Annotated in this window: 12 protein-coding genes; 6 read left to right on the top strand and 6 right to left on the bottom strand. The window is 60.3% G+C overall.

From position 1 onward, the window contains the following. Positions 1–2: 2 nt before the first annotated feature. The 6 genes from BJI67_RS06260 to map are packed head-to-tail and all read right to left on the bottom strand — an operon-like array spanning position 3 to position 6,385. Complete coding sequence (locus tag BJI67_RS06260; protein WP_070072301.1) at positions 3–365, bottom strand: ArsC family reductase; 363 nt, start codon at positions 363–365, stop codon at positions 3–5. Further along, positions 362–778 (bottom strand): YccF domain-containing protein, encoded by a 417-nt coding sequence (locus tag BJI67_RS06265; protein WP_070072302.1) that lies wholly within the window; start codon positions 776–778, stop codon positions 362–364. Before BJI67_RS06265 ends, BJI67_RS06260 begins: the two co-directional genes overlap by 4 nt. A gap of 22 nt (positions 779–800) precedes the next feature. Next, entirely contained in the window at positions 801–1,622 is an 822-nt protein-coding gene (gene dapD, locus BJI67_RS06270; RefSeq protein ID WP_070072303.1) for a 2,3,4,5-tetrahydropyridine-2,6-dicarboxylate N-succinyltransferase, read from the bottom strand. A gap of 18 nt (positions 1,623–1,640) precedes the next feature. Further along, positions 1,641–2,834 (bottom strand): succinyldiaminopimelate transaminase, encoded by a 1,194-nt coding sequence (gene dapC / locus BJI67_RS06275; RefSeq protein WP_070072304.1) that lies wholly within the window; start codon positions 2,832–2,834, stop codon positions 1,641–1,643. Between the two features lie 49 nt (positions 2,835–2,883). Continuing rightward, positions 2,884–5,616, bottom strand: a complete 2,733-nt coding sequence (gene glnD / locus BJI67_RS06280) for a [protein-PII] uridylyltransferase (RefSeq protein ID WP_083250685.1) — start codon at positions 5,614–5,616, stop codon at positions 2,884–2,886. Beyond that, positions 5,597–6,385 (bottom strand): type I methionyl aminopeptidase, encoded by a 789-nt coding sequence (map, locus tag BJI67_RS06285; RefSeq protein WP_070074005.1) that lies wholly within the window; start codon positions 6,383–6,385, stop codon positions 5,597–5,599. Before map ends, glnD begins: the two co-directional genes overlap by 20 nt. Before the next feature lie 253 nt (positions 6,386–6,638). On the opposite strand from map, the gene rpsB reads away from it, so the two are divergent. The 6 genes from rpsB to BJI67_RS06315 all read left to right on the top strand — a co-directional run bounded on the left by rpsB (position 6,639) and on the right by BJI67_RS06315 (position 11,320). After that, positions 6,639–7,394 carry a 30S ribosomal protein S2 gene (gene rpsB, locus BJI67_RS06290; RefSeq protein ID WP_070072306.1) on the top strand — a complete coding sequence of 252 codons (756 nt, stop codon included), beginning with the start codon at positions 6,639–6,641 and terminating at the stop codon, positions 7,392–7,394. 40 nt (positions 7,395–7,434) lie between these two features. Next, the gene (tsf, locus tag BJI67_RS06295) at positions 7,435–8,316 is read left to right on the top strand and encodes a translation elongation factor Ts (RefSeq protein WP_070072307.1); all 882 of its coding nucleotides are present in this window, start codon (positions 7,435–7,437) and stop codon (positions 8,314–8,316) included. 120 nt (positions 8,317–8,436) lie between these two features. Beyond that, positions 8,437–9,165 (top strand): UMP kinase, encoded by a 729-nt coding sequence (gene pyrH, locus BJI67_RS06300; RefSeq protein WP_070072308.1) that lies wholly within the window; start codon positions 8,437–8,439, stop codon positions 9,163–9,165. Between the two features lie 2 nt (positions 9,166–9,167). Continuing rightward, positions 9,168–9,725, top strand: coding sequence for a ribosome recycling factor (gene frr, locus BJI67_RS06305; RefSeq protein WP_070072309.1), 558 nt, complete (start codon positions 9,168–9,170; stop codon positions 9,723–9,725). Between the two features lie 37 nt (positions 9,726–9,762). Next, the gene (gene uppS, locus BJI67_RS06310; protein WP_070072310.1) at positions 9,763–10,497 is read left to right on the top strand and encodes a polyprenyl diphosphate synthase; all 735 of its coding nucleotides are present in this window, start codon (positions 9,763–9,765) and stop codon (positions 10,495–10,497) included. Further along, positions 10,490–11,320 (top strand): phosphatidate cytidylyltransferase, encoded by an 831-nt coding sequence (locus tag BJI67_RS06315; protein ID WP_070072311.1) that lies wholly within the window; start codon positions 10,490–10,492, stop codon positions 11,318–11,320. The genes uppS and BJI67_RS06315 overlap by 8 nt, the downstream gene beginning before the upstream one ends. The last annotated feature ends 7 nt before the right edge of the window (positions 11,321–11,327 follow it).

Genomic DNA, 11,327 nt, shown 5'->3' on the forward strand with positions numbered 1-11,327 from the left:
GATCATTTCCCGTTGGGCGAGCCGAACACATTGGAATAGTCGGCTTCATTGAAACCCACCAGTAACGAATCTGCGAAATCCAGGACGGGGCGCTTGATCACGGTCGGATTTTCGAGCATCAACTGAATCGCGCGTGGTTTATCGAGCCCGTCCTTCCATGATTCGTCGAGCCGTCTCCAGGTGGTGCCGCGGCGATTCACCAGGATTTCATGGCCGAGCCGAGAAACCCAGCCCTGCAGTAATTCTGGCGATAGACCCTCGACCCGAAAATCGTGGAATTCATAGTCGATATGCCGTGCCTCCAGCCATTTTCGGGCTTTTGTCACGGTGTCGCACTGGCGGATGCCGTATAGCGTGGCTTTCATAGGGCGTCGTTGGGTATGACGGTTTTGCCGATGGGAAACAAGGATAGTTGGGCGAGCTTGATGTGTTGCAACCCGAAGGGGATGCCGATGATGGTCAGGAAGCAGACCAGAGCAGCGAGCAGGTGGCCGATGCCCAGCCACACCCCAGCAAATACGAACCAGACGAGATTGCCGAGCAGGCCGAGAAAACCGGTACCGATATCGCCTCGCTGAAATAATGTGCGTCGCTCGACGATGCGGTAGCCAAAGGGGAAAAAGGTAAACCGGCCGATTACGAAGGCAGCACGTGCCCAGGGGATGCCCACGATCGTGATGATCATGACGAGTGCGGCCAGCCACCATGCGAGCCCGGCAGCAAAGCCACCGAGGATGAACCACAGCACATTGCCGAGCAGGGTCGGGAAATCGCGCATGGAGCTGGTCCGAGTGGGGGTGTCAGATGTCGCGCAGCAAGGCGTTGATGCCGACCTTGGCGCGAGTTTTTTCGTCGACCCGCTTGACGATGACGGCGCAATACAGACTGTATTTTGCATCCTTCGAAGGCAGGTTGCCGGAGACCACCACGGCTCCGGCAGGGACGCGCCCATAAAGGATTTCGCCGGTTTCGCGGTCGTATATCTTGGTGCTTTGGCCGATGTAGACGCCCATCGAGATGACGGCGCCTTCCTCTACGATGACGCCTTCGACGATCTCCGAACGCGCGCCGATGAAGCAGTTGTCCTCGATGATGGTGGGTGCTGCCTGCAGTGGTTCAAGTACACCACCGATGCCGACGCCGCCGGAAAGATGGACGTTCTTGCCGATCTGCGCGCAGGACCCGACGGTCGCCCAGGTGTCGACCATGGTGCCGCTGTCCACATAGGCGCCGATATTCACATAGGAGGGCATGAGTACGACGCCGGGGGCAATGAATGAGCCCTTGCGCGCAGTGGCCGGCGGTACCACGCGGACCCCGCCCTCACGGAATTCGCGCGAGCTGGCATCGGCGTATTTCGACGGGACCTTGTCGTAATAGTTGGTAAATCCGCCCTTGATGAACTCGTTGTCCCAGATCCTGAATGAGAGCAGCACGGCCTTCTTCAGCCATTCGTTGACGACCCAGGCACCGTCGCGCTTTTCGGCGACGCGCAGCGTTCCCGCGTCGAGCCGTGCGATGGCCTCGACGATGGCGTCCTTGACGTGGGTTTCCACGTTGCGCGGTGTGATTTCGGCGCGGCGCTCGAAGGCCTCTTCGATGATGGGTTGGATATCGGACATGCAAAACTCCGGATTGGGCTAAAGGGATTCGATCAAGTGTCGGATGCGCTGCGCACCCTCAATGCATTCGTCGAGGGGGGCGACCAGGGCGATGCGTATGCGGTTCTCGCCAGGATCACCCTGCAGTTGTGGACGGGAAAGATAACGGCCTGGCAGCACGGCCACGTTTTCGCGCGCATACAGCAGGTGGGCGAATTCGGTATCGTCTATCGGCGTGCGGGGCCATAGATAGAATCCGCCGTCCGGGCGGATAACGTCCATGACCGGGCTCAGGATTTCCAGCACGCGGTCGAATTTCTCCCGATACAGGGCGCGATTCTCGCGCACGTGCGCCTCGTCCTGCCAGGCCTTCGCGCTGGCGGCCTGTGTGGGCGGTGGCATCGCGCCGCCCTGGTAGGTGCGGTACTGAAGAAAACGCCTGAGGATATCCGCATCGCCAGCGACGAATCCCGAGCGCAGGCCAGGGGCGTTGGATCGCTTTGAAAGGCTGTGAAAAACTACGCAGCGCTTGAATTCGATGTTGCCGGCGCGGATGCATGCGCCGAGCAGGCCGGGCGGAGGCTCTGCCTCGTTGGGGTAGATTTCGCTATAGCATTCGTCGGACGCGAGCACGAAATCGTAGCGTTCGGCCAATTCGAGCAGTCGGATGAGATCGCTTTCCGGCATCACTGCGCCGGTCGGGTTGCCGGGGCTGCACAAATAAAGGAGTTGGCAGCGCTGCCAGTCCTCTTCGGGCACGCGGTCGATATCAGGCAGGAAGCCGTTCTCTGCTACACAGGGCATAAAGTAAGGCTGCGCGCCGGCAAGCAGGGCCGCTCCCTCGTAGATCTGGTAGAAGGGGTTGGGCATGAAAACCTGTGCCGGCCTGCTGCGGTCGATCACTGCCTGGGCGAAGGCAAATAGCGCTTCCCGAGTCCCGTTTACCGGCAATATGTGATGTGCCGGGTCGAGGGACATGGCTGGTAGGTCGAAACGCCATGCCAGCCAACTCGCGATGGAAGTGCGCAGTTCGGCACTTCCCTGGGTGGTCGGGTAGGTCGCCAGCGTATGTAAATGTTCCAGCATCGATTCGCGAATGAAACCGGGTGTCGGATGCTTGGGTTCGCCGATGGAAAACGCGATGGGCGATCGGTCGCCGGGGTGAGTGCCCGCGAACAGGCCCGCGAGTTTCTGGAAAGGGTAAGGGTGCAGGCGGTCGAGTTCAGGATTCATCGGCCTAAATATTCCAAATTCAGGTTTTGACGCGGTTTCTGGCGCAAGCCTATAGGGCTGACGTCTTGGGAGCGTGGTGATCGAGCGCATGCAGGGCGTCGATCATGGCGGTGCGGATGGATTCCTGCGCTGCGGGATCGTCGATCGGGTCTCCGTCCATTGTGGTTACGTAGAACACGTCGCTGGCCTGCTCGCCAATCGTGGAAATTTTCGCATTATGGATGCGTACGCCATGATCCGCCATAGCTTGACTGACCGCCGACAGCAGCCCGGGGCGGTCGTTCGTGTCGATACCGAGTGCGGTCCAGTGCCGTGGCGCATCGTGACTGAATGAGATTCGTGGCGGTATGTCGAAATGCTTCAATCGCCGCGGCATGCGGCGTCGGACCTGTTCCGGTGGACGGTTGAGCTGAGTCAGCGTGGTGCGCAGGCGGTGGACGATTTCCTGTGCCCGGAAACCGTCATCGACGGTTGTCCCATCCCCTTCCAGGACCATGAAACTGTCCAGCACCCATCCATGGCGGGCAGTGGTAATGCGCGCATCGACGATGTCGAGGCCTAGACCGTCGAGTGCGCTTGTGATGTGGGCAAACAGGTGGGTGGTGTTGTGCGCATAGATGAAGATCTCGCTGCCGCCGCGCTCGGTGGTGCGCCGGATGCGGATCACGGGGCGTTCTTCATTTTCCAGGATAGCGGCAGTGTGCCAGGCGACCTCGTCGGCCGAGTGGCGCAGGAAATAATCGTCGCTGAGATCGCCCCATAGTTTTTGTGCGGTCTCGGCGGAAAAATCGAGACGCAACAGGCGGGAGAGGGATTCCTGCTGGACGGCGGTGATGATGGCCGTGTGGTCGCGGGAGGTATCCAGGCCGCGTGCGAGTTCGTGTGTGGTCGCTGCGTAAAGGTCCGCAAGCAGAGTTTCACGCCAGGCGTTCCACAGCTCCGGGTTGGTGGCCCGGATGTCCGCGATGGTCAGTAGATAGAGGCTGTCCAGATGAAGCTGCGTGCCGACCAGTTGTGCAAACTCGTGGACGATTTCGGGATCGCTGATGTCCTTGCGCTGAGCGGTCATCGACATCAGCAAATGGTTGCGCACCAGCCAGCTCACCAGTTCGCCGTCCGTGTCCGAAAGGCCGTGTAGCTTGCAGAAGTCCTCAGCTTCGACGGAACCGATATGCGAGTGGTCTCCACCGCGACCCTTGCCGATGTCATGAAACAGAGCACCCAGATAGAGGAGCTCGGGTTTCGGTTGTGCGTTGAAAATCTCGTGATATCGCGGTGAGTCTCCGGCCACCTGTGCCAAGCTGAAGCGGCGCACGTTACGTAGAACCATCAGCGTATGTTCGTCTACGGTGTAGACGTGGAACAGGTCGTACTGCATGCGCCCGACAATACTGCCGAAGGCAGGCAGGTAGGCGGCAAGGATTCCGTAACGGTTCATCCGGCGCAGCTGCTGTGTCACACCGCGCGGTTCGCGCAGGATTTGCATGAACAGGTTGCGACAGATCGGGTCGTGCCGGAAGGCATCGTCGATTAGGTGGCGGTGTTGACGGATCAGTCGGATGGTGGCCGCACGCACGCCTTCGATTTGCGGATGCTGTGCGCACAACAGGAAGATTTCCAGTAGGGCTGGCGGGTATTCGCGGAACACGGCGTCGTGCCGTACTTCGACGAAGTTCAGGCGTACTTGGAAGCGGTCGTTGATCGGCTCGGGAACGCAGGTGTCGTCGGCGTGCAGGATGCATTCGCGATAGTGCTGCAGCAGCATTTCGTTCAGCCGCTCCAGATTCATTACCACACGGTAATAGCCCTGCATGAATTGCTCGACCGCGAGGTTGTTGTCTTCGTCGCTGAAATGACAGATGCGGGCGAGGGCCACCTGCTGGTCGAACAGCAGACGCTCTTCGGCGCGACCGGTAAGCGTGTGCAGGGCGAAACGGATGCGCCATAGATAGGACTGGCCGGCCTTCAGTTCGCGGTATTCGTCCTCGGTCAGAAAACCGTGACGCACGAGGTCGCTCATGCGCCGCGCGCCGAGGTGGCGTTTGCTGACCCAGCCGATCATCTGGATGTCACGCAGGCCGCCCGGGCCGTCCTTGACGTTGGGCTCCAGACGGTAAGCAGTGTCGCCGAATTTTTGATGTCTGCGTGACTGCTCGGTCAGCTTGGCGGCGAAGAACTCGCGGCTCGGCCAGATGCGGTCCGGGCCGATCGCTTCCATCAGGGTAGAGAAGAGCGCATCGCTACCGTCGAGCCGCCGCGCTTCCATCAGGTTGGTCACCACGGTGATATCGCGTGTAGCCTCACTGATACATTCATCGAGGGTGCGTACGCTATGCCCTACGTGCAGGCCGCTGTCCCACAATCGCCTTAGAAATTCAGCGATGCTGCCTTGCTGATTCTCCGTTGCAGCGTCGGGTGTCAGTAAAAGCAAATCGACGTCAGACGCAGGAAGCAGCTCGCCGCGACCGTAACCGCCTACCGCGAACAGTCCGATTTCGGACTGTTCCATGAGCCCGGTGTCGGCCCAGATGTGACGTAACAGGCGGTCGACAAAGGCCGCACGGCCGTGCACCAGATCATCAGCCGGCACGTCATCCGCGAATGCGCGCTCGAGCGCGTGCGATACGGATTGGATCAGGTCCCGGTAATGACCAGCCTGCATGGCTGGGCTGGGCAATCCCGCAATGGATTGGTCAAGATCGAGATAAGGATTGAGGGACTCAGGCCAGGCGATCAGCGAGGGTGCCGCACCCCGTCCGGCATCAGGCGGCGCCAAGGGCATTCGCCTTTTGTTCTTCCCGACGCAGGGTCAGCACCTCGTGCCCGTCTTCGGTAACCAGGATAGTGTGCTCCCATTGCGCGGAAAGGCTGTGATCGCGCGTGACCACGGTCCAGTCATCGGCCAGTACCTTCACATCGGCGCGGCCCGCGTTGACCATGGGTTCGATGGTGAAGGTCATGCCGGGCTTGAGTACCAGTCCGGTACCCGGCGTACCGTAGTGGAGCACCTGCGGGTCTTCATGAAAGCCGCGGCCGATGCCGTGCCCACAGTACTCTCGAACCACCGTCGCATGTCGCGATTCTACGTGTCTCTGAATAGCTGCGCCGATGTCGCCCAGGCTTGCCCCGGGGCGGACGAGATCGATACCTATCCACAGGGCATCGTGGGCGATCTCGCAGACACGGCGGCCGGCCACGGTAGGTTTGCCTACGCAGAACATCTTGCTGGTATCGCCGTGGAAGCCGTCCTTGATCACGGTGATGTCGATGTTCACGATATCGCCCTGTTTCAGGCGGCGGTCGCCCGGGATGCCATGGCAGACCTGATGGTTGACCGAGGTGCAGATGGACTTCGGGAAGCCGTGGTAATTCAGCGGCGCTGGGATTGCCTGCTGTTCGTCGACGATGTAGTCGTGGCAGATCCGGTCGAGCTCGTCGGTGGTTACGCCGGGTTTGACATAAGGTTCGATCATCTCGAGCACCTCGGCGGCCAGGCGGCCGGCGACGCGCATCTTCTCGATTTCTTCAGGGGTCTTGATCGTGACGCTCATGGGCACTCGCGGGTAGAGCTCCGGCGCCGAATGCCAGAGTTGGTTGGTCAGGTCCTTTATGGTATAAAGCGCCGGCGCGTCGCGCAAACCCGCAAAGCTTGGGGTTGTGCGCGCGACTCAAGTCGATGCCTTTGCTGGCATCCGTAACGACACACATGCGCCGTCACGGCTCGCTGGGTGCCCAATCCGTTGAAGCGGAAGGGTTGCGGGTCGGGGCGTATGGAGGTCCAACCCGAAACTGGAGAACAACCCCATGGCACACATTACCATGCGCCAGATGCTCGAAGCTGGCGTGCATTTCGGCCACCAAGCCCGTTACTGGAACCCCAAGATGGCACCCTACATCTTCGGGGAACGTAACCGCATACATATTATTAACCTGGAACACACGCTGCCTCTGTTCAACGAGGCCATGAATTTCCTCGGCAAGCTGGCGTCCAAGGGCGGCAAGGTGCTGTTCGTCGGCACCAAGCGTTCGGCGCGTGACACGATCCGCGAAGAGGCCGAGCGCGCGAGCATGCCCTACGTCAACCACCGTTGGCTCGGCGGTATGCTGACCAACTTCAAAACTGTGCGCCAATCCATCCAGCGTCTCAAGGACCTGGAAAGCATGGAGCGCGACGGCGGCTTCGATCGCCTGAGCAAGAAGGAAGCGCTGGGTCTGCGCCGCGAGATGGAGAAGCTGGAAAAGAGCCTGGGCGGCATCAAGGACATGGGCGGTCTGCCTGACGCGCTGTTCGTCATCGACGTCGGCCACGAGCGGATTGCCGTGAACGAAGCCGCGAAACTGGGTATTCCCGTGGTTGCCGTGGTCGACACGAATAACCCGCTCGACAACATTGACTACGTGATCCCCGGCAACGACGACGCCATGCGTGCCATCCAGCTTTACGTGACTGCGGCGGCGGATGCGATCAACGAAGGCCGTCTGGTCGCGCGCAACAGTGCCGCTGCGGCGAAGGACAAGACCGAAAGCGCCGAGCAGGCCGCAGACGCCGCCGCTTCCTGAGCGCGGCGTTAACTATCAGAATTAAGGAGATATTGGAGACATGCAAATCACCGCAAGTCTGGTCAAGGAGCTCCGTGAGCGTACCGGGGCCGGCATGATGGAATGCAAGAAGGCCTTGACCGAAAGCAACGGCGACATCGAGGCCGCCATTGAGGCCATGCGCAAATCCGGTGCTGCGAAAGCCGTGAAGAAGGCGGGCCGTATTGCGGCCGAAGGGCAGGTCGTAGCCGCCCAATCAGAGGGCGGACGCAGTGCCGTCCTGCTCGAGGTCAATTGCGAAACCGATTTCGTCGGCAAGGATGAGAACTTTACTGGCTTCGTGGCGGGTGCCGCGCAATCCATTCTCGACAGCAATCCCGCTGATGTCGAAGCCCTGTCAGCCCTTGCGTCGCAGGGTGGCGGCACGATTGAGGAGCAGCGCCAGGCCTTGGTGTCGAAAGTCGGTGAGAACGTGCAGATCCGCCGCTTTGTGCGTTTCGAGGCAGAGGGGGACCGTCTGGGCACCTATGTGCACGGTACACGCATCGGCGTCGTGGTGGACATGACCGGTGGAGACGAAACGCTGGCGCGCGACATCTGCATGCATATTGCGGCCTCGCGCCCGGTGTGCGTGGATGTGAATGAGGTACCTCAGGATCTGCTCGACAAGGAGCGCGAGATCTATGCGGCTCAGGCGGCCGAAAGCGGCAAGCCGGCCGAGATCGTTGCGAAGATGGTGGAAGGGCGGATCAAGAAGTATCTGGGTGAAATCACGCTGCTGGGACAGCCTTTTGTGAAGCAGCCCGACGTGAGCGTGGCCAAGCTTCTGGCGGACGCCGGCGCCACGGTAAAGCGCTTCGTGCGCTATGAGGTTGGCGAGGGCATCGAGAAGCAGACGGAAAATTTCGCCGAAGAAGTGATGGCGCAGGTCAAGGGCGCCTGACCCTTTCCATCTGCCGCGCGGATTGGTTCTGTCAGAGCCGATCCGCGCGTTTTGTATCCGAGCCCGGGAGTTCGTCGCCCGGGTTTCTTCTATATCAAACATAGGGAATGTCTCCGCCCCATGAGTGAGCCCGCCAAACCTGCCTACCGACGCATTCTTCTGAAACTCAGCGGCGAGGCCCTGATGGGCGACCAGCCTTTCGGCATCGATCCCGATATGATCCAGCGGGTCGCCAGCGAAGTGACGGAGCTGACGCGATTGGGCGTGCAGGTGGCGATGGTGATCGGCGGCGGCAACCTGTTCCGTGGGGCGGGCCTCGCGCAGGCGGGCATGGACCGCGTCACCGCCGACCAGATGGGTATGCTGGCGACCGTGATGAATGCACTTGCCATGCAGGATGCCCTGGAGCACCAGGGTGCCTACTGCCGGGTGATGTCGGCGATCAAGATCAACCAGGTCTGCGAGGACTACATCCGCCGCCGCGCCGTGCGGCATCTGGAAAAGGGGCGGGTGGTGGTGTTCGCCGCAGGTACGGGTAACCCCTATTTCACCACGGATTCCGCGGCCAGCCTGCGGGCAAGCGAAATCAATGCCGATCTGATGCTCAAGGCGACCAAGGTCGACGGCGTTTACGATTCGGACCCGATGCTGAACCCCGCGGCGCAGCGTTACGAAATGCTGACCTACGACGAGGCGCTGAATTCGCGTTTGGAGGTCATGGATCAGACCGCATTGGTGCTGTGTCGAGACAATTCGATTCCGCTCAGGGTTTTTGACGTGTACCAGCCCGGCAACCTCAAGCGTGTGGTGATGGGGGAAGCCGTCGGTACCCTAGTGAAGCGAGACTGAACATGATTGACGAAATCCAAGCCGATGCAAAATCCCGGATGCATAAAAGCATCGATTCACTCAAGCACGAGTTCGCCAAAATCAGAACGGGGCGGGCGACGCCGAGCCTGCTGGAACATATCACCGTCGATTACTACGGCAACGCCACGCCGCTGAATCAGGTGGCGAAGGTCGCGATCGAGGATGCCCGGACCTTGAGCATCACGCCCTGGGAAAAAACGATGGTAGGGGCTATCGAGAAGGCGATCATGACCTCGGATCTCGGTTTGAATCCAGCTACCAGCGGGCTAGTCATACGCGTACCGATGCCGCCTCTGACCGAAGAGCGTCGACGCGACCTCGTGAAGGTGGTCAGGCAGGAGGCCGAAAATGGCCGCGTGGCCATCCGCAATATCCGGCGTGATGCCAACAACGACCTCAAGTCGCTGGTCAAGGACAAGGAAATATCAGAGGATGATGAACGGCGCGCCCAGGATTTGATCCAAAAGTTGACTGATCAAAGTATCGCCGATGTGGACGCGATGCTGGCGCAGAAGGAAAAGGAGCTGATGGAAATCTGACCCCACCGGATTTCCGGTCCGGTAACCTCTCGACTCCGTGCATACTGATCACATTAATCTCGTCTCGATTCCCCGGCACATTGCCATCGTTATGGATGGCAATGGACGCTGGGCGAGGACCCGTCACCTCCCGCGTACCGAGGGGCATCGGCGCGGTGTCAAGTCTGCGCGTGAAGTGATTGCTGCTTGTGCCGAACGAGGCGTCGAGGTGTTGACGCTGTTCGCCTTCAGCAGCGAGAACTGGCGTCGGCCGAAAAGCGAGGTCAATGCATTGATGGAGTTGTTCGTGGCGGCATTGCGCCGGGAGGTCGGAACGCTGGTCGAGAAAGGGATACGACTGCGTTTTATCGGCGATCGAGCTGCTTTTACGGATAGACTCCAGGAGGCGATGTTGGATGCGGAGGCGCGCACTCGCGGCAATGATCGGATGACCCTCCTCATCGCGGCAAACTATGGTGGTCGTTGGGATATCGCTCAAGCGGCAGCACATCTGGCGGGTAATGAGCCCGTGCCCGCCGAATGCGGCGAATCGGTGCTCGCTTCCGGTTTGGCCACGGCAGGTCTGCCCGATCCCGATCTCTTTATCCGTACGGGTGGTGAACACCGCCTAAGCAATTTTCTGCTATGGCAGCTGGCTTATACCGAACTCTATTTCACCGATGTTCTGTGGCCCGATTTCGGTGCGGCGGAACTGGACTCTGCTTTTGCTGACTACGGACGTCGCCAGAGACGCTTTGGCCGCACAGGCGAACAGGTGGAATCCAGTGTTTAAACAACGTCTGATCACTGGGCTGCTGTTGGGCGGTGCGACCCTGGCTGGTATTTTCATCCTGCCTAATGCTGCTTTTGGGCTGCTGGTTTTGTTGACATTCCTGATCGGCGCCGATGAATGGGTGCGCCTGACGGGCGGGGATTCGCCTGTGCTCAGAGCCGGCTTTCTGGCCGGGGTCACGCTGACGGCTGGATTGGCCTGGTGGGTCGCCAGCGACGGCGATTTGCGTATCCCGCTCGTTATTGGGTTGCTGTGGTGGGTGTTGGCTTCCTGTCTGATCCTGTTTTATCGCCCTGGAGGGCGTACCTGGGAAGGAGACGGTACGCGACTGGCCTTGCGCGCAGCCCTGTTGCCGGCACTGGTACCCGCATGGCTCGCTATAGTGTGGCTCCAAAGGTATGATTCTGGGCTGCTCGTGTTCCTGATCGTGTTGGCGGCTGTGGGCGACAGCGCCGCATATCTTGCGGGCAAAAGATTTGGGCGGCATCGCATGGCGCCCCGTTTGAGCCCCGGCAAAACCTGGGAAGGTCTGATGGGAGAAGTACTCGTTTCGTTGCTCTTGGCCGCCGCCGGTGCTTGGTATTTCGTGGCTGGTGATGTCTGGCTGCGTCTGAGCTTCGTCGGTTTGTGCATGCTGACCATCTTTGCTTCCGTGGTCGGGGATCTGTTTGAAAGCCTGCTCAAGCGCCTGGCCGGCGCTAAGGACAGTGGCAGCTTGCTGCCTGGGCACGGTGGCGTGCTCGACCGCTTCGATAGCCATCTGGCTGCGGCGCCGGTTTTTCTGATGGGCTGGATTTGGTGGTTACGCGGGGGCGGTTTGTGACCCCATC

The organism is Acidihalobacter aeolianus (assembly GCF_001753165.1).
Lineage (GTDB): Bacteria > Pseudomonadota > Gammaproteobacteria > DSM-5130 > Acidihalobacteraceae > Acidihalobacter > Acidihalobacter aeolianus.

Coding starts and splice junctions, on each gene's coding strand:
- BJI67_RS06265 (WP_070072302.1), bottom strand. CDS start 778: ATGCGCGATTTCCCGACCCTGCTCGGCAATGTGCTGTGGTTCATCCTC.
- dapD (WP_070072303.1), bottom strand. CDS start 1,622: ATGTCCGATATCCAACCCATCATCGAAGAGGCCTTCGAGCGCCGCGCC.
- frr (WP_070072309.1), top strand. CDS start 9,168: ATGATTGACGAAATCCAAGCCGATGCAAAATCCCGGATGCATAAAAGC.
- rpsB (WP_070072306.1), top strand. CDS start 6,639: ATGGCACACATTACCATGCGCCAGATGCTCGAAGCTGGCGTGCATTTC.
- map (WP_070074005.1), bottom strand. CDS start 6,385: ATGAGCGTCACGATCAAGACCCCTGAAGAAATCGAGAAGATGCGCGTC.
- tsf (WP_070072307.1), top strand. CDS start 7,435: ATGCAAATCACCGCAAGTCTGGTCAAGGAGCTCCGTGAGCGTACCGGG.
- pyrH (WP_070072308.1), top strand. CDS start 8,437: ATGAGTGAGCCCGCCAAACCTGCCTACCGACGCATTCTTCTGAAACTC.
- dapC (WP_070072304.1), bottom strand. CDS start 2,834: ATGAATCCTGAACTCGACCGCCTGCACCCTTACCCTTTCCAGAAACTC.
- glnD (WP_083250685.1), bottom strand. CDS start 5,616: ATGCCCTTGGCGCCGCCTGATGCCGGACGGGGTGCGGCACCCTCGCTG.
- BJI67_RS06260 (WP_070072301.1), bottom strand. CDS start 365: ATGAAAGCCACGCTATACGGCATCCGCCAGTGCGACACCGTGACAAAA.